The following is a 19,224-nucleotide window of genomic DNA, read 5'->3' on the forward strand; positions in this document are numbered from 1 at the left end:
CGCGAAGCGCGAACACCCGTTCCTTCGTCCCCGTCCGTCGGTCGCCTTAGCGGGTTCAGCCGGACAGCGCAACGCCGGCGGTCAGCTCCAGCTCGTCGAGGTCGTGTCCGACGTCCGCCCGGAGGTCGTCCTTCGCCCAACTGCCCACGGCGACCTCGGCGGTGATGCCGGGCCCGAAGCCGGCGATGAGCCCCTGCGCGGACTCGGCGGCCCCGCCGTCCTCGAAGAGCCGAGCCAGTGCGTCGAAGACGACGGAGCTGGCGATGTTGCCGCGTTCGGTGAGGGTGGCCCTGCTGTAGCGGAACATCTCGGGCGGCAGGTTCAGGAAGTGGCAGAGGTCGTCCAGGATGCGCGGTCCGCCCGCGTGGACGATGAAGAAGTCCATGTTCGGGACGGACCAGCCGTGCAGGTCGACCAGGTCCAGGAGCACCGGGGCGAGCATCTGCATGGTGCCCGGGACCCGCTTGTCCAGCTGGAAGTGGAATCCGGTGTCGCGGACGGCGTAGGAGATCCAGTCCTCGGTGTCGGGCACCAGATGGGAGCCGTTGCGCTCCAGGCGCATGCCGGTGCCGCCCTGTCCCCGCACGACGGCCGCCGAGATGGCGTCGCCGAAGAGCCCGTTGGAGAGCAGCGAGCCGACCCCGATGTCGGTGGGCTGGTAGCAGAGCGAGCAGAACTCGCAGGACACGATGAGGACGTTGGACTCGGGGTAGGCCAGGCAGAAGTCGTGCGCGCGGTTGATCGCCGCGCCGCCCGCCGCGCAGCCGAGCTGGGCGATGGGCAGTTGGCGGGTCTCGGGTCTGAAGCCCATGCTGTTGATGATCCACGCGGTCAGCGAGGGCATCATGAAGCCCGTGCAGGAGACGTAGACGATCAGATCGATCTCGGACGGGTCGGTCTCGGCGTTGGCGAGCGCCTGCCGGACGACTTCGGGGACCCGGGTCTTGGCCTCGGCCTCGTACACCCGGTTACGCACCTCGAATCCGGGGTGCGCCAGGGTCTTCTCGATGGGCTGCACGAGGTACCGGGTCTGGACGCCGGTGTTCTGGATGAGCCTCAGGACGAGGTCGCGCTGCGGGTGCCCGGCGTGGGTCTCCCGGGCGAGGTCCAGGGTCTGCTGCATCGTGATGACGTGCTCGGGCACAGCGATGGCCGGTCGGCACAGGGTCGCCATGGGTTCTCCTCGTTCTCTGGAGCGAAGGCTCTCGTCACCATGTGACGGGCAGGGCGAGCGGGTAACGCCAGATGGACGTCGTGTTCCACGAGACGTCCGCGGGCGGCACATCCAGACGCAGGGCCGGGAAGCGGGTCAGCAGCGTGGAGAAGGCCACTTCCAGTTCCATGGTGGCCAGCGGTGCGCCCAGGCAGTGGTGGGCACCCCAGCCGAACGTCATGTGGGGGATGGTCGGCCGGTCGGGATCCAGCTCGTCGGGACGGTCGAACTTGGCGGAGTCCCGATTGGCCGTCAGGTAGGACACGTGCACCACGTCACCGGCCTTGATGAGGACTCCGGAGAGCTCCACGTCCTCCAGGGCGATGCGCGGGATGCCGACGCCCTTGCGGAAGGGGATGTGGCGCAGCAGCTCCTCCAGGGTGCGGGGCAGCCGCTGCGGTTCGGCCCGGAGGGACCGCATGAGGTCCGGGCTGGTGAGCAGGGTGTAGGCGATGTTGCCGAGTTGGTAGGTCGTGGTGTCCTGGCCGGTGATGAGCAGGACCATCGCCATGACGGCCAGCTCGTCGTCGTCCAGCAGTTCGTCGCCGTCCCGGGCGGTGGCCAGGGTGCTGATGAGGTCCTCGCCCGGGGAGCGGCGCCGCTCCGCGGTCAGCTCCTGGAAATAGCCGCGCAGCTCCGCCTTGGCGCGTACCGCGTCCTCCTTGCCCGCGGCCCCGACGTTCATCATGGTCATGGCGTGGGCCCGGAGCCAGGGGCGGTCGGCCTCCGGGATGTCGAGTGCCTCGCAGATGGTGATCAGCGGCAGCGGCGCGGAGACCCGGGCGACGAAGTCGGCCGGTGAGCCCTCCTCCTCCATCTCGTCCAGCAGCCGGTCCACCACACCCTGGGTCCCGCCGCGCATCTGCTCGACGCGACGTGGGGTGAAGCTCTTGGCGACCAGGCCCCGCAGTCGGCTGCTGGCGGGCGGGTCCATGAGGTTGATGGACTCCGCCTGCACGATCGGCTCGGGCGTCATCCGGGGGAAGTCGCGGCCGAGGACGGCGCTGCGGCTGAACCGCCGGTCGGTGGTGACCGTCCGGACGTCCTCGTAGCGGGTGACCAGCCAGGCCTCGCCCTCTCCGTACGCCATACGGATGCGGGACACCGGCTCCTCGGTCAGCAATTGCCTGAGCTGGGGGTCGAACTCCAGCTGCTGCGCGTAGTCGAAAGGACAGTTCCGGACGGTTTCCTTGTTCTGCACCGAGGTGTTCTCCACCGAGGTTCTCCCAATGACCGCTTCGAGGAAAAGGGCGTGTGCCGGACCGGAGCCCGGCGCCCGACCTACCCTCTGTGCCCCGTCACTCTTCGAAACATGTCAGTGACACGCCGCAGTCAGCCGATCAGGGGGCGTACGCCCCGGCGTTCACGCGGTCGGCTCCCCGACGGGCAGCGTCCCGGCCCGGTCCAGGACGTGGTGGCGGCCGATCGGGAGCATCAGGGGCCGGCCCGACACAGGGTCCTCGATGATGCGGCTGTCGAGGTCGAACACGGCCCTTACGGTCTCCTCCGTCAGCACCTCGGCGGGGGTGCCGGAGGCGTGGAGCCCGCCGTCGGCGAGGGCGATCAGGTGGTCCGCGTACCGGGCGGCGAGGTTGAGGTCGTGCAGGACCATCACGATGGTGGTGCCGCGCGTGCGGTTCAGGTCCGTCAGGAGGTCCAGCACCTCGATCTGGTGGCTGGCGTCGAGGAAGGTGGTCGGCTCGTCGAGCAGCAGCAGATCGGTCTGCTGGGCGAGGGCCATGGCGATCCAGACGCGCTGGCGCTGGCCGCCGGAGAGCTCGTCCACCGCGCGCTCGGCGAGCGGTTCGGTGTGGGTGGCCTCCAGGGCGGCGGCCACGGCGGCGTCGTCCTTCTCGTTCCAGCGGGAGAAGACGGACTGGTGGGGGTGGCGGCCCCGGCCGACGAGGTCGGAGACGGTGATGCCCTCGGGCGCGACGGGCGACTGCGGCAGCAGGCCGAGGGTGCGGGCCAGCTCCTTGGCGGGCAGCCGGTGCACCTCCTTGCCGTCCAGGACGACGCGGCCGGCCCGGGGGACGAGCAGTCGGGACATGGAGCGCAGCAGCGTCGACTTGCCACAGGCGTTGGCGCCGACGATCACGGTGATCCGGCCGGGCGGTACGGCCAGGTCGAGGGAGTCGACGACGGTGCGGTCGCCGTAGCCGAGGGTGAGTCCTTCGGCGGTCAGTCGGTGGTGCGTGGTCATAGCGAGCCTCCCGCCCGGTTGGTGCGGATGATCAGGTAGACGAGGTAGGGGGCTCCGAGGACGCCGGTGACGACGCCGACCGGGTAGCGCTCGCCGAAGGCGAACTGGCCGGTGAAGTCGGCGACCAGGACGAGCAGCGAGCCGACGAGCCCGGCGGGCACCAGCAGGGAGCCGCCCGCTCCGGTGATCCGGGCCGCGATGGGGCCGGAGAGGAACGCCACGAACGCGATGGGTCCGGCCGCCGCCGTGGCGAAGGCGATGAGCCCGACGGCGGCGACGATCACCGTGATCCGGGTGCGCTCCACGCGTACGCCGAGGGCGGCGGCGGTGTCGTCGCCGAGCTGGAGCGCGGAGAGGTTGCGGGCCTGGCCCAGCAGCAGCGGGGTGAGGACGGCCGCCGCGACGAGCGCGGGGACGACCTGGTCCCAGGTGGCTCCGTTGAGGCTGCCGGTCAGCCAGCGCATCGCTTCCTGGAGGTCCCATTCGGCGGCCCGGGACAGGACGTAGGAGGTGATGCTGTCGAGCATCGCGGAGATCCCGATGCCGATCAGGATGAGCCGGGTGCCGACGACGCCGCCCTTGAACGCCAGGGAGTACACCAGCAGGGCCACCCCGAGGCCTGCGGCGATGGCGAGAACCGAGACCTGGACCTCGCCGAGCGACAGGGTGACGATGGCGATGGCCGCGGCGGCGCTCGCCCCGGAGCTGATGCCGATGATGTCGGGGCTGGCGAGCGGGTTGCGGAGCATCGTCTGGAAGGTGACCCCGGCCAGGCCGAAGCTGAATCCGGCCACCAGGGCGAGGACCGCGCGGGGCAGCCGCAGCCGGCCCACCGTGAACGACGCGCCCGGCACCTGCTCCCCGAGGATCACCCGGAACACGTCGCCGGGCGGGTAGAAGGTCCGGCCCGCCATGAGCGTCACGGCGAACGCGGCGAGGACGAGGAGCAGCAGCGCCAGGACGACCCGGCGGCGGCGCGAGGCGCCGCGCACACGACGGCGGGTGGCGGCCTCGACGGACGACCGCCGGGTGAGGACGGGGGCGCTCATAGGGCACGTACCTTCTGTCGGCGGACGATGTAGATGAAGAAGGGGGCCCCGATCAGTGCGGTCACGATGCCGACGTCGATCTCCGAGGGGCGTGCCACGATCCGGCCGACGACGTCGGCGGCGGTGAGCAGGACCGCGCCGAGCACCGTGGAGAGCGGCAGGAGCCAGCGGTGGTCGACGCCGACGAGCAGCCGACAGGTGTGCGGGACGACGAGGCCGACGAAGCCGATCGGTCCGGCGACGGCGGTGGCCGCTCCGCAGAGCAGTACGGCACCGAGGGCGGCCACGGCCCGCACCACGGCGACGCGTTCGCCGAGTCCGGCCGCCAACTCATCACCCAGTGCGAGTGAGTTGAGCGCGCGGGCCGAAAGCAGACAGACGGCGAAGCCGACGGCGAGGAACGGCGCGACCTGGCCGATGCGTTCGAAGGACGCGCCGCCCACGCCGCCGATCTGCCAGAGCTTGAAGCTTCCGGCGATGTCGTTGCGCGGCAGGATGATCGCGCTGACGAGCGAGGCGAAGGCCGCGGAGGTGGCGGCTCCGGCGAGTGCCAGCTTGAGCGGGGTCGCCCCTCCTCTGCCCAGGGTTCCGACCGTGTAGACGAACAGGGCGGCAAGGGCCGCGCCCAGGACGGCGATCCAGATGTATCCGGTGGGCGAGGTGAGCCCGAAGAACGCGACCGCCGTGACGACGGCGAGGGACGCCCCCATGTTGACGCCGAGGATGCCCGGGTCGGCCAGCGGGTTACGGGTCACGCCCTGCATGACGCCGCCCGCGAGGCCGAGTGCGGCGCCGATGACGACGGCGAGCACGGTGCGGGGGATGCGCTTCGTCGCCGCCGCCCGGCCCAGGGTGTCGTCCGCGCCGCCGAGCGCCGCGACGACGTCGGCCCAGGGGACGTCGCGGGAGCCGATGGCGACGGACGCGACCATGACCGCCGCCAGGGCGAGTACGCAGAGCAGGACCCACAGCAGGCGCACGCCCGCCGGACGTCTGGTGACGACGTCCGGCGGGGTACGGGTGTCGGGCTCGGTCACTTGACCTTGTCCGCGGCCTCGGCGAGCGCGGCGGCGTAGTCGTCCAGCACGTAACCGATCGACAGCGGCGTCGGGTTGGCGGCCGTGGCCAGCGGGCTGGTACCGGGCAGGAGGTAGACGGAGCCGCGCTCGACGGCGGGGATCTTGGAGAGCAGCGGGTCCTTGGTGACCGTCTTGAGCAGCTCGCCGGTGTCGTCGCCGTAGCCGGTGATGATGTCGACGTCGTCGAACGCGTCGATCTGTTCGGCGCTCTTGGTGAGGGCGAACTTGTCCGTGCCCTCGGACGCCTTCGCGATGCTTCCGGGGATCTTCATCCCGAGGTCCTGGAAGAACTGGGTGCGGGTGTCGTGGGCGGTGTAGAAGCCGACCTGGCTGACGTCGTTGGGGTCGACGTGCGTCATGAACATCGCCGACTTGCCCTTGAGCTGCGGGTACTTCGCGGCGGTCTTCGCTATGTCCCCGTCGAGCTTCTCGATCAGCTTCTCGCCCTCGTCGGCCAGCCCGATCGCCGTGCTGTTCGTCCGGACGATCTCGCGCCACGGAGTCGCCCAGGCGGCGTCCGGGTAGGCGACGACGGGGGCGATCTCGCTGAGGGTCTCGTAGTCCTTCTTGGTCAGACCCGAGTACGCGGCCAGGATGACGTCCGGTTTCGTGTCCGCCACGGCCTCGAAGTCGATGCCGTCGGTCTCGTCGAAGAGCACCGGCGTCTTCGCCTTCAGCTCGTCGAGCTTCTCCTCGACCCAGGGCAGCACACCGTCGTCGTTGTCGTCGCCGAAGTTGGCCGCGGCCATGCCGACGGGAACGACGCCGAGCGCGAGCGGCACTTCGTGGTTGGCCCAGTTGACGGTCGCGACGCGCTTCGGCTTCGCCGGGATGGTGGTCGTGCCCAGGGCGTGCTCGACGGTCAGGGGGAACCCGCCGGAACGGCTCTCGTCGTCCTTGTTCCCGGCGTCGGTGGTCCCGCCGCAGGCGGAGACGCCGACGAGGGCGGCCGCCACGACGAGCAGGCGGAGGCGGTGTGAAGACATGGGTGTGTACCCGGCTTTCCGGATGTCGGGGTACCGCTTCGCGCACGTCCGGGCGTGCGCAGTCGTCATGGATCGGTGCGCGGCACGTGCGTCATCGGCTTAGGTAAGGCTTGCCTTCGAACCCTATGAGAAACGACCCGACTGTCGCAATCAACCGTTTGGGACATGCCCTGTAGCGATACGGACACGCCATCGGTGGTCATTCCGGCCGGAAGGTCCCCGGGGTGAGTCCCGTCGTACGCCGGAAGGCGGCGCCGAACGCACTCGCCGAGCGGTAGCCGACCTGTTCGGCCACGGCCTCCACGTCCCATCCCCGGGTCAGCAGGCCGATGGCGTGCTGGGCGCGGACCGCCGCCACCCAGCGCACGAAGCTCGTGCCCGTCTCGGCGGTGAACGCCCGGGTGACCGTACGGGCGTTGACGCCGAGGGCGCACGCCCAGTCCGCCAGCGTCCGCCGGTCGGCCGGATCCTCGCGCACCGCTTCGGCGATCGGGCGAAGCAGCTCGGAGGCCGGGACCCGCACGAGCAGTTCGCGGGGCGACGGTACGAGGACGTCGAGCACCAGCGCCTCGGTCGCGGCGCGCGAGGCGGCCGTGAGTCCGGGTTCGCCGAGCCGTTCCAGCAGCAGACGCAACAGCGGGGTGATCTCGACGGCGACCGGCGTGGCGGAGATCGACGCGGTGGTGCGGAAGCCGAAGAAGCTCGCCCGGAACCAGGTCCCGGCGGTCGCCGATCCGGCGTGCAGGGTCCCCGCGGGCATCCACAGGCCCAGGGCCGGGGTGATCGTCCAGATCCGGCTCCCGACCACTGCCGTGGAGGCGCCGCGCTCGTTCCAGAGCAGTTCGTGGAAGGGGTGGGAGTGCGCGTCCCAGAGCGTGTCGTGGGTGACGACCTCGTCGTAGCCGGCGATGACGAAGGGGGTGTCCACCGAACCGGGAGCGAACGCGGGCAGCGTCCGGGTCTCGCTGGTCATGGCAGATGGACCTCGGTCGTACGGGAGCCGCTCGCGGCGGACGGGGCACGCATCGGCTCAGCCTAAGGGTACGGGGGTGGCCCTTGGAGGCCCGGGGGCGCGCGGATCCAGCGAGCCCCTCCCCCTGCCTCAACTTGACGTTTACGCAGGTCAATTACGTCCTTCAGGTGAAAGAACCCCGGCTTTCGCCGTGGACGCCGCTCCTCGGCGGACAGTGGGTGGGCCGACCGGGCACCGGGCCGCGGTCGGAGGGAACGTGACATGCGGAGAAAGGTGACGGATTCATGGGCATTGAGGCCACCAGGCGGGTCACGCTCGTCTTCTCCCTGTTCGACGCCAACGCCAACGGCGTCCTGGAGGCGGACGACTTCGATCTCATGGCCGACCGTGTCGTCCGCGAGGCGCACGCGTCGGACCGGGCGGCGAAGGACGCGATGCGCGCGGCGTTCAGGCGGTACTGGACGACTCTGCTCACCGAGCTGGACACCAATGGCGACGGTGAGGTGAGCTTCGAGGAGTTCGCCGCCTGCGTGCTGTCGCCGGAGCGGTTCGACGCGACCGTCGGGGTGTTCGCCGAGGCGCTGGCCGCGCTCGGCGACCCGGACGGCGACGGTCTGATCGAGCGCCCGCTGTTCATGGCGCTGATGACGGCCATCGGGTTCGAGCCCGCGAACATCGACGCGCTCTTCGACGCCTTCGAGCCGAACGACGGGGACCGGATCCGGGTGGAGACGTGGGTCGCGGGGATCAAGGACTACTACGCGCCGGGCAAGGCCGGCATCCCGGGCGACCATCTGGTCGTCGGCACCGCCGCCTGACCGGGCGCGCACGGATACGGCCGACGACGGTGGACGTCCGGGAGGGCGTCCACCGTCCCGCCGTCGCCGGTTCCGATCCGCCCGGTCACACCCGCCCGGCCCGGCAGCCCCCGGCGGCCGTGGCCGGGCGGCCGGGCGCGCCGCGGCTCCGAGGCGGTGGACGCCGGTCTCAGCGCTTGCCGAGGGGCGGGCGCTTTGTCCTGGGTGTGCGCGGGCCGCGGCTCCCCGGAGGGTCGACGGGCTTGTTGTGGCCGGTGAGGAGAACGGCCAGGCCCGCGAGTGCCATCAGCGCGGACAGGACGGTGAAGCCGCCGGAGAAGGTGGCCACGTGTGCCGCCACGCCCAGCATGAGGGCTCCGAGGCCGGTGCCCGCGTCGTAGCCGATGTTCCACGCGACCGAGGCGGCATGCCGGTTCTCCACGCCCGCGCGGTCGAACGCCTGGACAAGGGTGAGGCTCTGGAGCCCCCCGTACGCCGCCCCCAGGAGAAGCAGTCCGGCCAGCAGGGCTGGGGCACGGCCCGATCCGATGCCCGACGCGATCAGCGCCAGGCCCGCGCACGCGGTGAGGGTGAGGATTCCGGTGATGGGCCGCAGGGCGATCCGGTCGGCGAGTTCTCCGCACCCCCAACGGGCCAGTGCGGCGGTGGCGGTGAGGGCGAGCAGCCCCGTGGCGGCGAGCGCGGGGGTGGCGGTGAACTGCGGGGCGAAGGTGAGTACGGCTCCGCCTGCCGCCGTGACCAGGAGCAGCACGGCAAGGGGGCGCCGGATGCGTCGGAGCACCGCGACGGCGGGGACGGGGTTCCGGGCGGGGCCGCCCGGGGACGCAGGACCGTCGGCGCGGCCCTCGACGGCGCGGCCGAGGGAGCGCGCCCAGGGCAGTGCGAGGACGGGGATCACGCCGCAGGCGATGACCGCGGGCAGGGCGAACGTGTCGGTCAGCCAGGGGGCCGCCGGGGTCAGGACGACCTGGGGCAGGGCGACGGCGAGACCGTAGAGGCCGATGACCGCCCCCTGGCGTCCACGCGGGGCCAGTACGGCCGCGGCGGTGGCGCCGCAGACGGTGACGATGCCGAAGCCCGCGCCCCGCAGGGCGGTCGTCAGCAGGACGGGCAGCAGCTGGTCGCTGAGGGCCTGGAGGAGCGAGGGCAGGCCGAGCAGCAGTGCGCCGAGGACGAGAGTGCGGGTCCATCCGAGCCTGCGCAGCACGGTTCTGACGAACAGCTGGGTCAGGACCGTGGCGGCCATCAGGACGGCGGTGACGAGTCCGGCGCCGAACGCGTCGGCCCCTCCCTCCACGGCCCACGCCGGTGAGACCGGGAGCAGGAGGGCGAATCCGGAGAAGCAGAACAGCACCGTCACCAACAGGTGCCAAATCCCCGGGGCCCGGACGACCGATTCCTTCGCGGGTACGGACATGGGCGTCGGCTTGTCCTTTTCCTGTGCGGGGGTGGGGAGCGGGAACGGGGCGGTGAGGGGAGGCCACGGACATCAGTCCGCGGCGAAGGCTCGCAGGAACCGATCCACCTGCTTCTTGGTGTCGACGTCCTCGGGAACCCGCCCGGCCAGGACGTGGAAGAACACGGGGCCGACCAGCAGGGCGGTCGCCTGCTCCAGCGACAGGTCGTCGCCGCAGGCCTCCAGCAGCGGGGCCACCACCGCGGCCGCGCTCTCGCCGAGGACGTCGCCGGACGCCAGGAGGGCAGCCACGTCCGCGTCGTGCTGGGCCTCCCCCAAAAGGGCGCGGTAGGCCGCTCCCGCGTGCGAGTGCGCGAGGAAGCCGGTGAGGGCGTCGAGATAGGCCGTGAGGTCGTCGCGAGAAACTCCGGTGAGGGGGACCGCGAGCTCCTGCCGGGCGTCGATGACGCTGGCCTCGTAGAGGACCTCGGCCTTGTTCGACCACCAGCGATACACGGTCTGCCGACCCACTCCGGCGCGTTCCGCGATGCCTTTCATGGTCAGTGCCGCATAACCGACTTCGACCAGGAGGTCGTCGACGGCGTGCAGTACGGCCGCCCGTGCGCTCTCGCTGCGGGGCCTGCCCCGGCCGCTTTCCTGAACCATGCCCCCACTATAAACGAGACACCATGCATCGAATAGTGCTACTTTTACGGTGCACGGTGCCTCGAAAACGCGATCGGCTCGCACTTCCCCTCTCCCACCGTCACCGCTCTCAGCGCCCGGACCTCCAGGAGCCCGCACCATGACCGCAGCCACCCACACCCTCGCGGAGCCGCGCCTCCGCTCCACCCTGACCCGCATGTTCGAAGCCGCCGCCCGTGACGACGAGGCCGCGGCACGCGTGCGGAGCCTCCGGCCCGACGACCGAGGAGCACTGACGGCACAGGAACTCGCCGACGCGTACCGGGAGATCTACATGCCGATCTCGGCCGACGGCGGCAGACTCCTCTACAACCTCGTCCGCGCCACCAGGCCGAACAACGTCGTCGAGTTCGGCACCTCCTACGGCATCTCCACCCTCCACCTGGCGGCCGCCGTTCGCGACAACGGCTCGGGGCACGTCATCACCACCGAGATGAACGCGGCGAAGGCCGCCACCGCCCGCGACACCTTCACGGCCACCGGCCTCGACGACGTGATCACCCTCCTGGAGGGAAACGCCCTGCAGACGCTCGCCGCACTGCGGCAACCCGTCGACTTCCTGTTCCTGGACGGCTGGAAGGACCTCTGCCTGCCCGTCCTGCGGCTCCTGGAGCCCCACCTCGCCCCCGGCACCCTCGTCGTGGCCGACGACGTGGACCTTCCCGCCCTGACCCCGTACCTCGACCACGTCCGTGACACCGGCAACGGCTTCCACAGCGTCACCTTCCCCGTGGAGGACGGCCTCGAAATCAGCTGCCGCCTCTGACCCGCTCCGAGATTCCCGCCGGTCAGCCGGTCAGCAGGTCGGGGTTGCCGGCCAGGGCGGCCAGGCGGCCCTGCGGGTCCGGGACGAGCCTGCGTCCGGTCAGATCGAGGACGCCGGCCACTCCGGTGATCTCGGCGGCCACCGTGCCGTCCTCCTTGATGATGTGCTGCTCCATCGTGAACGTCTTGCCCGTGCCGTAGTCGAACCGGCAGGTCACGCGCACCCGCTCGCCGCCGCGCAGCTCGCGGCGGTACTTGACCGTCACTTCCAGCTGCACCGGACCGATTCCGTCGGCCAGCAGCTTCTCCTGGGGCAGCCCGGCGGCCCGCAGCAGCTCCCAGCGCGCGTGCTCCGCGTACTGGAGGTAGACGGCCTGGTTCAGGTGGCCCTGGGTGTCGAGCTCGTAGCCGCGCACGGTCACGTCAACGGAGAAGGTCATGACCGTGCGAACGCCCGCGCCGGCCCGTCCATTCCGGCGAGGAGGTGCTGCCGGATCTCTTTACGCACCTGTCATGCACCGGTAACTTCCTCCCCGCAAGGAATTGCAGCAAGATTCCGGCGGAATTTGCCATCGGGTCGTGCTCGCCCGCCGAACCCCGAGGCGCGTCAGGGTTCTCCCCTCCCCTGGAGACACGCATGAGACGCACCCCTCACCGGCTACTGAGACGCCCGCTCGCGGCGGCCGTGGCAGCGGCCGGGCTGCTGGGACTCCTCACCGCCGCACCACAGGCCGTTCCCGACCCGGCCACCGCACCCGTCGCGGCCTCGGCCTCCGCCGCGACCACGGCGACCGTCTTCTACTCCACGAAGACCCGGAACTGGCCTTCGTACCACCTGCATTACTCCCCCGACGGCGGCTCCTGGACCACCGCGCCCGGCACCCGGATGGAGGCCGCCTGCACCGACTGGGTCAAGCTGACGGTCCCTCTCGGGGGCGCGGGCGGACTGAAGGCGACCTTCACCGACGGCTCGGGCACCTGGGACAACAACGCGGGCAGGAACTACGACCTGGGCACCGGGAACATCACCGTCCAGGACGGCGCCGTGGCGCACAGCGACCCGTGCGCGGGCACGGGGCCCGAGGAGCCGGAGGAACCCGGAGGGCCGAACTCGGCGTCGGTCTACTACGCGACCTCCACCGTCGGCTGGCCCACCGTCAACCTGCACTACCGACCGCACGGCGGAGCCTGGACGACCGTCCCCGGCATCGGCATGGAAGCAGCCTGCACCGGCTGGGTGAAGCGCACGGTGGACCTGGGCAGCGCCACCGGTCTCCAGGCGACGTTCAACAACGGCAACGGGGTGTGGGACAACAACAACGGCAACGACTACACCCTGGCGACCGGGCTCACCACGGTGAAGAACCGCAAGGTGACCGCCTCGGCGAAGGACCCGTGCGCCGCCGAGGAACCGGACACCGAGCCGCCCACCGCGCCCACCGCGGTGAAGGCCGCCTCCGACGGGGTCGCCGTGGTGGTCACCTGGGAACCCGCCACGGACGACCGAGGCGTGACGAAGTATCAGATTGTTCGGACCGGCGGCACGAAGGGCACGGTGGTCACCAACACCACCTCGACCGTGTTCTCCGACACCGGACTCGAGGCGCGGACCGCCTACCGCTACACCGTCCGGGCCGTCGACGCCGCCGGGAACGTCTCGCCCGCATCCGCCCCCGCCGCCGCGACCACCGGCGACAAGCCCACCGCACCGCCGGCCGGCACGCCGCTGGGCACCGACCCCCGCAAGGACCCCATCTACTTCGTGCTCACCGCCCGCTTCAACGACGGCGACAGCACGAACAACCGGGGCGGCAGCCAGCACCGGAAGTCCGGCAACGCCGCCAACGACGACCCCATGTTCCGGGGCGACTTCAAGGGGCTCGTGCAGAAGCTCGACTACGTCAAGGGGCTCGGATTCTCCGCGATCTGGATCACCCCGGTCGTGCTCAACCGCTCGGACTACGACTACCACGGCTACCACGGCTACGACTTCTACAAGGTCGACCCGAGGCTGGAGTCCGCCGGGGCCTCGTACCAGGACCTCATCAACGCGGCGCACGCCAAGGGCATGAAGATCTACCAGGACGTGGTCCACAACCACTCCTCGCGCTGGGGCGCCAAGGGACTGTTCACCCCGAAGGCCTACGGGGTGCGCGACGCCCAGTGGAGCTGGTACTACGACGAGAAGGACGACGCCTTCACGTACGACGGCCTCACCGTCGAGCCGAAGTCGGGGAAGTCGTACTACAACGGCGACCTGTGGTCCACGGCCGAACCGTCCGGCAACACCTGCCTCAACTGGGGCACGCCCACCGGACACACCTCGCCGGAGGGCTACCGGATCTACAACTGCCAGTGGCCGAGTCCCACTTCGGGCATGTTCCCGAAGGCGCTCTACCACAACTGCTGGATCGGCAACTGGGAGGGCGAGGACTCCCGCTCCTGCTGGCTGCACGACGACCTCGCCGACTTCAACACCGAGAACGCCCAGGTCCAGAACTACCTGATCGGCGCGTACAACAAGTACATCGACATGGGCGTCGACGGCTTCCGGCTCGACACGGCGGTGCACATTCCCCGCACCACCTGGAACCGCCGTTTCCTGCCCGCCATCCAGGAGCGGGTCACCCAGCGGTTCGGGGCCGGTGCGGCGGAGAACTTCTTCGTCTTCGGTGAGGTCGCCGCGTTCGTCAACGACAAGTGGAACCGCGGTTCGGTGAACCACTCGGCGCAGTTCTTCACCTGGAAGGAGCGCGAGGAGTACAGCGCAGACGACGAGAAGGCCGCCCTGGAGATGTACGACCACGAGCAGCAGCAGGGCACGGCGGCGCAGCCCGTCTCCGACAACGCCTTCCTCAAGGGCAACGCCTACCACGCCCCCGACCGCAGCCGGTCCTCCGGGATGAACATCATCGACATGCGGATGCACATGAACTTCGGGGACGCCAACAACGCCTACCACAACGGCAAGGACTCCGACGACGCGACCAACGACGCCACGTACAACGTCGTCTACGTCGACAGCCACGACTACGGGCCCAACAAGAGCAGCGAGCGGTACACGGGCGGCACGGACGCCTGGGCCGAGAACATGTCGCTGATGTGGACCTTCCGAGGCATCCCGACGCTCTACTACGGCTCCGAGATCGAGTTCCAGAAGGGGAGGAAGATCGACTGCGGGCCGACGTGCCCCCTGGCGACGACCGGGCGGGCCTACTTCGGGGACCACCTGGCCGGTGGGGTGACGGCCTCGGACTTCGGCAAGGTGTCCTCGGCCACCGGGAGGGTCGCGGACACGCTGGCCGCACCGCTGGCACGGCACCTCCAGCGGCTCAACGAGATCCGGCGGGCGGTGCCCGCACTCCAGATGGGCCAGTACTCCACGGAGGGCATCAGCGGCTCCATGGCGTACAAGCGGCGCTACACCGACGCGGCGAGCGGCACCGACAGCTTCGCCCTGGTGACGGTCTCCGGGAGCGCCACGTACACCGGCATTCCCGACGGCACGTACAAGGACGCCGTGACGGGTGACACGAAGACCGTCACCGGAGGCACCCTCGCGGTCCCGGCCCCCGGGAAGGGCAACCTGCGCGTGTACGTCCTGGACCTCGGCGGGAAGAACGCCGCGCCGGGAATGATCGGCGCGGCGGGCCCGTACCTCAAGTAGCGAGGGGCTCAGTCGGCGACCCGCCGCACCGTGCGGAGCAGGTACTCCTCGCGGTGCAGCGGGTCGTGGTCGGTGCGCGGGCGGTCCGGAGCCGGGCCGGTCACCGGGCGGTGGCCGGCGAAGGCGGTCTCCAGCACTCCCTCGCCCCGGGTCGCCCCCGGAAGCAGCCGCTGGAGTTCGTGGACCCGGGCCGCCGGGATCTCGCCCTCCACGGTGCAGAGGGCGCCGTGCGTCTCGGGTTGTCCCGGCTCCGCGCGGAGCCGGGCGAGGACCGGGACCAGTGCGCCGAAGGCATCCGCGGGCGTCTCCAGGCGGAAGCGGTGCATCGGCTCGTGGACCCGCGTTCCGGCCCGGCGCAGCGCGTCCATCAGGACCAGGGGCGTCAGACCGCGGAAGTCGCCCGCCGTGCTCGACACGCTGTCGTAGCCGGAACGCGTCTGGGTGACCACGCAGTCGGTGACCTGCCAGCCGTGCAGGCCCTGGCCCAGAGTGGCGCGCACGGTCTCCTCGACCGCCCGCATCAAGGAAGGCGGCATGGAGCCGAGTTCCACTGCGCGGCGGAACTCCAGCCCGCTGCCGTACGGGGCCGGGTCGACGCGCAGTCCGACGGTGGCGAGGAAGGGGTTGCCGTCCGTGTCGATGAACTCGGCGGCCGCCCCCGTGCCGACGGGCCGTTCCCGGCAGATGGTCGTGGTCCCCCGGAAGACCACGTCCACGCCGAACTCCTCGGCCAGGGTCGCCTGGACGACCTCCTTCTGCACCTCCCCGTAGAGCGAGAGGGACATCTCCCCGCGAAGGTCGTCGCGACGGACGGCGATCAGCGGATCCTGTTCGGCGAGGCGGCCGAGCGCGAGGTGCAGGGCGCCCCGGTCCTCGGGGCGTCGCGGCACGACGACCGTCTCCAGGGTCGGCGGGGCGAAGTGCCGGCGCCCGGCCTCGGCCCGGTCCGCGCCGACGCTGTCGCCGATCCGGATGCCGGCCAGCCCTTTCAGCCTGCCGATCCGTCCGGCGCGGACCGCGGACGCCGGCACCTCACGGCCGTTCTCGAAGACGCCGACCGCGGAGACCTTGCCTTCGCCCTCCTCGCCGTCCGGGCTGCGGAAGCGCAGCACCTCACGGGTGTGCACCGCCCCCTCGACCATGCGGACGTACGCGGTCCGCTCGCCGTTCGCGGTCCGGTCGACCTTGAACACGGTGCCCCGGGCCGGCGCCTCCGGATCCCCCGTGGCGGCGGGCAGCAGCCCGGTGATGCCGCCGACCAGGCCGTCGATGCCCGAGCCGGTGGCGGCGGAGCCGAAGAAGACCGGGTGGAGAAGGCACCGGGCGGTCTGTTCGGCCAGCGCCCCGAGGAGCCGGGCGTGGGTGAGGCCCGCCGGGTCGTCGACGTACGCGCTCAGCAGCTCGTCGTCGTGCCGGGTGAGCAGGTCGGTGAGCGCACCGGTGAAACCGGGATCGGCCGCGGTGAACGCGGTGCTCGTCGTGGAGGGGGTGCCGAGGTCCCGGGCGGAGCCCATCGCGACGATGTCCGGGGAGAGCCGTTCGGTGATGCTCGTCAGCAGCGAGCCGTAGCGTGCGCCGGGCCGGTCGGTCTTGTTGACGAACAGCAGGGTCGGGATGCGCAGTCGGCGCAGAGTGCGGAGCAGGACGCGGGTCTGCGCCTGGACGCCCTCCACCGCGGACACCACCAGGACAGCGCCGTCGAGCACGCCGAGGACCCGCTCCACCTCGGCGATGAAGTCCGGGTGGCCGGGGGTGTCGATCAGGTTGACCGTGGTGGCGCCGAGGGTGAAGGAGACGACGGCGGACTTGATGGTGATGCCGCGCCGGCGCTCCAGGGCGAGGGAGTCGGTCCGGGTGCTGCCGTCGTCGACGCTGCCGATGGTGTCGATGGCTCCGGCGGTGTGGAGGAGCCGCTCGGTCAGGCTTGTCTTACCGGCGTCGACATGCGCCAGGATTCCCAGGTTCAACGTGTGCACGAGGCTTCATGTCCTTGAGAGAAAGGTCAGTTCCTGTCGGGAGGGACACGAAGGCTCGGCGCATGTTTCGGACTCCTGGGTCGTACCGGTGGACCGGCGGAGTAGATCAGGGGGCGGCCGGGGGCCGCAACCGGTTATCCGCGGCGCCGCAGGTGCGGGAAGCGCCATTCGGTGCGGCTGCGCAGGATCTCGCCGGGGCGCAGCACCGTGGTGGGGTGGCCGGGGCGGTTGGGCGAGTCCGGCAGGTGCTGGGTCTCCAGGCAGAGCGATCCGTGGCGGCGGTGGCGGCGGCCGGTGCCGTCGGTGAACGCGCCGTCGAGCTGGTTGGCGGTGTAGACCTGGAGGCCGGGTTCGGTGGTCCAGAGCTCCAGGGTCCGCAGGTCGCCGGGGGCCATGAGGCGGGCGGCCCGGCGCAGGGTTCCAGGGGCGGCGGGGCGCAGGACCCAGCAGTGGTCGAAGCCGCCGGCCCGCAGCAGTTGGGCGTCCGGGCGGTCGAGGCGTTCACCGATGCGCCGTGGTGCGGTGAGGTCGAACGGGGTGCCGGCCACCGGGGCGGGCGGACCTTCGGGGATGGAGCCGGGGCCGATGGGGAGGTAGGCGTCGGCGTCGACCTGGAGGGTGTGGCCGAGGACGTCGTCGCCGCCGAGGTTGAGGTAGGAGTGGTTGGTGAGGTTGACGACGGTGGGCCGGTCGGTGACGGCCCGGTAGTCGGCGGCGAGGGTTCCGGTGGTGTCCAGGGTGTAGGTGACGGTGACGTCGAGCGCTCCGGGGAAGCCCATGTCGCCGTCGGGGCTGTGCAGGGTGAGCCGGAGAGCGGCGGCGGTGTCGGTACGGTCCCCGGTGGCCTCCCAGACCTTGGTGTGGAAGCCGTCGGGGCCCCCGTGGAGGGCGTGGCCCCGGTCGTTGGCGGGGATGTGGTGCGTGGTCCCGTCGAGGGTGAAGCGGCCGTGGGCGATGCGGTTGGCGTACCGGCCGACGACGGCCCCGAAATAGGGGTTCTTGTCCGTGTAGTCGTCGAGCGCGGACAGCGAGCGGACGACCGGGCCGGGGCTGCCCGCGGTGTCCGGCACGGTGAGGCTGTGCAGGACACCGCCGTAGGTGAGGATCTCGGCCCGGACGCCGGTGCCGGAGTCGAGGGTCCAGAGGTCGATCTCGCTCTGTCCGTGGGCACGGCCGAACGGTTTGCGGTGCACGGTGGGCATGAGGAGTTCCTTGGGGGTACGGAAGGGACCCCGTCGGGATCTGCCGCCAACTGCCCTCATTTCGAGTGCAGTTGACGGCGGATCCAAGGGGTCGCTAGCGGGGCGGTCCGGAAGCCTCGCGGGGAGTGGTGGATTCGCGGACGACGAGCCGGTAGCCGGGGCGGGGCCGCCGGGGCTCGGCGACGGGGGCCCCCGCGAGGCGTTCGACGAGGCTGTCGACGGCGAGCCGGGCGATGGCCGCCTTGTCCGGCGCGATGGTGGTGAGGGTGGTGGCCCCGTACCGGCTCTCCTCGATGTCGTCGAAGCCGACGACGGCGATGTCGTCCGGGATGGTGAGGCCGCGTTCGGTGATGGTGCGCATGGCCCCGGTCGCGATCATGTCGTTGTACGCGAACACGGCGTCGGGGCGCTCGCCCCGGTCGAGGAGGGAGGCCATCGCCGCCGCGCCGTCCTCGCGTCCGTAACCGTCGGTGACGACGACGAGGGACTCGTCGGGCTGGATGCCGGAGGCGGCCAGCTCCTCGCGCCAGCCGCGCAGCCGGAGGTGGGCGGGCTGGCGCTCCCGGCCGGTGCGGGAGCCGAGGAAGGCGATCTGGCGATGGCCGAGGGCGATGAGGTGGGCGACGGCCTCGCGGGCGGCGGCCACGTTGTCGATGGCGATGTGGTCGTAGGGGGCCTCGTACTCGCGCTCGCCGAGCAGCACCAGCGGCGCGGTCTCGGTGCGGGCCATCAGGTCCTCGGTCTCCAGGTGGATGGGGCTGAGGATGAGGCCGTCGATGACGTGGGAGCGGAATCCCTGGCAGACCAGCAGTTCCTTCTCCCGCAGGCCCGCCGTGTGGTCGACCAGGACGGTGTAGTCGTGCCGGGCCGCCGCGTCGACGACCTCGCCGGCCAGCTCCGCGAAGTACGGGTTGCCGAATTCGGGGACGGCGAGGGCGATGATGCCGGTGCGGCCCTTGCGGAGGTGGCGGGCGGTGAGGTTCGGCCGGTAGCCGAGCTCGTCGATCGCCTGCTGGACCTTGGCCCGCATCTTCGGGGTGACGTGCTGATAGTTGTTGACCACGTTCGACACGGTCTTGATGGACACGCCCGCCCGTTGAGCTACGTCCTTGAGGCTGACGCCCACGGCACTCCTTGTTGCTTGGTTCGACGCGGCCCGATCCGTACGGTTCAGGTGGTCTCCGGATACGTA

16 protein-coding genes are annotated in these 19,224 nt (G+C 71.0%); 3 read left to right on the top strand and 13 right to left on the bottom strand.

Going from position 1 to position 19,224, the window contains the following annotated elements:
• Positions 1 to 55: 55 nt before the first annotated feature.
• From ACIRJT_RS25520 to ACIRJT_RS25550, 7 genes are all read right to left on the bottom strand, one after another.
• Positions 56 to 1,285, bottom strand: coding sequence for a type III polyketide synthase (locus tag ACIRJT_RS25520; RefSeq protein WP_403913103.1), 1,230 nt, complete (start codon positions 1,283 to 1,285; stop codon positions 56 to 58).
• Complete coding sequence (locus tag ACIRJT_RS25525; RefSeq protein WP_403913106.1) at positions 1,209 to 2,429, bottom strand: cytochrome P450; 1,221 nt, start codon at positions 2,427 to 2,429, stop codon at positions 1,209 to 1,211. Before ACIRJT_RS25525 ends, ACIRJT_RS25520 begins: the two co-directional genes overlap by 77 nt.
• A gap of 147 nt (positions 2,430 to 2,576) precedes the next feature.
• On the bottom strand, positions 2,577 to 3,416 hold the full coding sequence (locus ACIRJT_RS25530) for an ABC transporter ATP-binding protein (RefSeq protein WP_403913109.1): 840 nt from the start codon (positions 3,414 to 3,416) through the stop codon (positions 2,577 to 2,579).
• A complete protein-coding gene (locus ACIRJT_RS25535) occupies positions 3,413 to 4,465 on the bottom strand; it encodes a FecCD family ABC transporter permease (protein WP_403913112.1) in 1,053 nt (350 codons plus the stop codon). Before ACIRJT_RS25535 ends, ACIRJT_RS25530 begins: the two co-directional genes overlap by 4 nt.
• Positions 4,462 to 5,502 (bottom strand): FecCD family ABC transporter permease, encoded by a 1,041-nt coding sequence (locus ACIRJT_RS25540; protein WP_403913115.1) that lies wholly within the window; start codon positions 5,500 to 5,502, stop codon positions 4,462 to 4,464. The genes ACIRJT_RS25535 and ACIRJT_RS25540 overlap by 4 nt, the downstream gene beginning before the upstream one ends.
• Positions 5,499 to 6,530, bottom strand: coding sequence for an iron-siderophore ABC transporter substrate-binding protein (locus tag ACIRJT_RS25545; protein ID WP_403913118.1), 1,032 nt, complete (start codon positions 6,528 to 6,530; stop codon positions 5,499 to 5,501). The genes ACIRJT_RS25540 and ACIRJT_RS25545 overlap by 4 nt, the downstream gene beginning before the upstream one ends.
• 199 nt (positions 6,531 to 6,729) lie before the next feature.
• Positions 6,730 to 7,503, bottom strand: coding sequence for a helix-turn-helix domain-containing protein (locus ACIRJT_RS25550; RefSeq protein ID WP_403913121.1), 774 nt, complete (start codon positions 7,501 to 7,503; stop codon positions 6,730 to 6,732).
• 284 nt (positions 7,504 to 7,787) lie between these two features.
• On the opposite strand from ACIRJT_RS25550, the gene ACIRJT_RS25555 reads away from it, so the two are divergent.
• Positions 7,788 to 8,321 carry an EF-hand domain-containing protein gene (locus tag ACIRJT_RS25555; protein ID WP_403913123.1) on the top strand — a complete coding sequence of 178 codons (534 nt, stop codon included), beginning with the start codon at positions 7,788 to 7,790 and terminating at the stop codon, positions 8,319 to 8,321.
• 169 nt (positions 8,322 to 8,490) lie between these two features.
• Here ACIRJT_RS25555 and ACIRJT_RS25560 read toward each other — a convergent pair whose 3' ends face one another.
• Both ACIRJT_RS25560 and ACIRJT_RS25565 read right to left on the bottom strand, forming a co-directional pair.
• A complete protein-coding gene (locus tag ACIRJT_RS25560; protein ID WP_403913125.1) occupies positions 8,491 to 9,738 on the bottom strand; it encodes an MFS transporter in 1,248 nt (415 codons plus the stop codon).
• A gap of 72 nt (positions 9,739 to 9,810) precedes the next feature.
• Positions 9,811 to 10,383, bottom strand: a complete 573-nt coding sequence (locus tag ACIRJT_RS25565) for a TetR/AcrR family transcriptional regulator (protein WP_403913128.1) — start codon at positions 10,381 to 10,383, stop codon at positions 9,811 to 9,813.
• Positions 10,384 to 10,522: 139 nt separating this feature from the next.
• On the opposite strand from ACIRJT_RS25565, the gene ACIRJT_RS25570 reads away from it, so the two are divergent.
• A complete protein-coding gene (locus tag ACIRJT_RS25570; protein ID WP_403913131.1) occupies positions 10,523 to 11,188 on the top strand; it encodes an O-methyltransferase in 666 nt (221 codons plus the stop codon).
• A gap of 22 nt (positions 11,189 to 11,210) precedes the next feature.
• Here ACIRJT_RS25570 and ACIRJT_RS25575 read toward each other — a convergent pair whose 3' ends face one another.
• Complete coding sequence (locus ACIRJT_RS25575; protein ID WP_403913134.1) at positions 11,211 to 11,627, bottom strand: acyl-CoA thioesterase; 417 nt, start codon at positions 11,625 to 11,627, stop codon at positions 11,211 to 11,213.
• A 197-nt stretch (positions 11,628 to 11,824) separates the two neighbouring features.
• On the opposite strand from ACIRJT_RS25575, the gene ACIRJT_RS25580 reads away from it, so the two are divergent.
• Positions 11,825 to 14,854: a carbohydrate binding domain-containing protein gene (locus ACIRJT_RS25580; RefSeq protein WP_403913137.1), complete on the top strand. Its 3,030-nt coding sequence runs from the start codon at positions 11,825 to 11,827 to the stop codon at positions 14,852 to 14,854.
• Positions 14,855 to 14,862: 8 nt separating this feature from the next.
• Here the strand turns inward: ACIRJT_RS25580 and ACIRJT_RS25585 are convergent, their stop codons facing one another.
• From ACIRJT_RS25585 to ACIRJT_RS25595, 3 genes are all read right to left on the bottom strand, one after another.
• Positions 14,863 to 16,830, bottom strand: coding sequence for a GTP-binding protein (locus ACIRJT_RS25585; protein WP_403913139.1), 1,968 nt, complete (start codon positions 16,828 to 16,830; stop codon positions 14,863 to 14,865).
• 134 nt (positions 16,831 to 16,964) lie between these two features.
• A complete protein-coding gene (locus ACIRJT_RS25590; protein ID WP_403913142.1) occupies positions 16,965 to 18,032 on the bottom strand; it encodes an aldose epimerase family protein in 1,068 nt (355 codons plus the stop codon).
• A 94-nt stretch (positions 18,033 to 18,126) separates the two neighbouring features.
• Positions 18,127 to 19,158, bottom strand: a complete 1,032-nt coding sequence (locus ACIRJT_RS25595; protein WP_403913145.1) for a LacI family DNA-binding transcriptional regulator — start codon at positions 19,156 to 19,158, stop codon at positions 18,127 to 18,129.
• Positions 19,159 to 19,224 lie beyond the last annotated feature (66 nt).

The organism is Streptomyces sp. NPDC102283 (genome assembly GCF_044766265.1).
GTDB lineage: Bacteria > Actinomycetota > Actinomycetes > Streptomycetales > Streptomycetaceae > Streptomyces.

Excerpts from the sequence above, each read along its gene's own strand:
- ACIRJT_RS25560 (WP_403913125.1), bottom strand. The coding sequence starts at position 9,738 with ATGTCCGTACCCGCGAAGGAATCGGTCGTCCGGGCCCCGGGGATTTGG.
- ACIRJT_RS25575 (WP_403913134.1), bottom strand. The coding sequence starts at position 11,627 with ATGACCTTCTCCGTTGACGTGACCGTGCGCGGCTACGAGCTCGACACC.
- ACIRJT_RS25570 (WP_403913131.1), top strand. The coding sequence starts at position 10,523 with ATGACCGCAGCCACCCACACCCTCGCGGAGCCGCGCCTCCGCTCCACC.
- ACIRJT_RS25545 (WP_403913118.1), bottom strand. The coding sequence starts at position 6,530 with ATGTCTTCACACCGCCTCCGCCTGCTCGTCGTGGCGGCCGCCCTCGTC.
- ACIRJT_RS25530 (WP_403913109.1), bottom strand. The coding sequence starts at position 3,416 with ATGACCACGCACCACCGACTGACCGCCGAAGGACTCACCCTCGGCTAC.
- ACIRJT_RS25535 (WP_403913112.1), bottom strand. The coding sequence starts at position 4,465 with ATGAGCGCCCCCGTCCTCACCCGGCGGTCGTCCGTCGAGGCCGCCACC.
- ACIRJT_RS25580 (WP_403913137.1), top strand. The coding sequence starts at position 11,825 with ATGAGACGCACCCCTCACCGGCTACTGAGACGCCCGCTCGCGGCGGCC.
- ACIRJT_RS25520 (WP_403913103.1), bottom strand. The coding sequence starts at position 1,285 with ATGTGCCGCCCGCGGACGTCTCGTGGAACACGACGTCCATCTGGCGTT.
- ACIRJT_RS25555 (WP_403913123.1), top strand. The coding sequence starts at position 7,788 with ATGGGCATTGAGGCCACCAGGCGGGTCACGCTCGTCTTCTCCCTGTTC.
- ACIRJT_RS25590 (WP_403913142.1), bottom strand. The coding sequence starts at position 18,032 with ATGCCCACCGTGCACCGCAAACCGTTCGGCCGTGCCCACGGACAGAGC.
- ACIRJT_RS25565 (WP_403913128.1), bottom strand. The coding sequence starts at position 10,383 with ATGGTTCAGGAAAGCGGCCGGGGCAGGCCCCGCAGCGAGAGCGCACGG.
- ACIRJT_RS25550 (WP_403913121.1), bottom strand. The coding sequence starts at position 7,503 with ATGACCAGCGAGACCCGGACGCTGCCCGCGTTCGCTCCCGGTTCGGTG.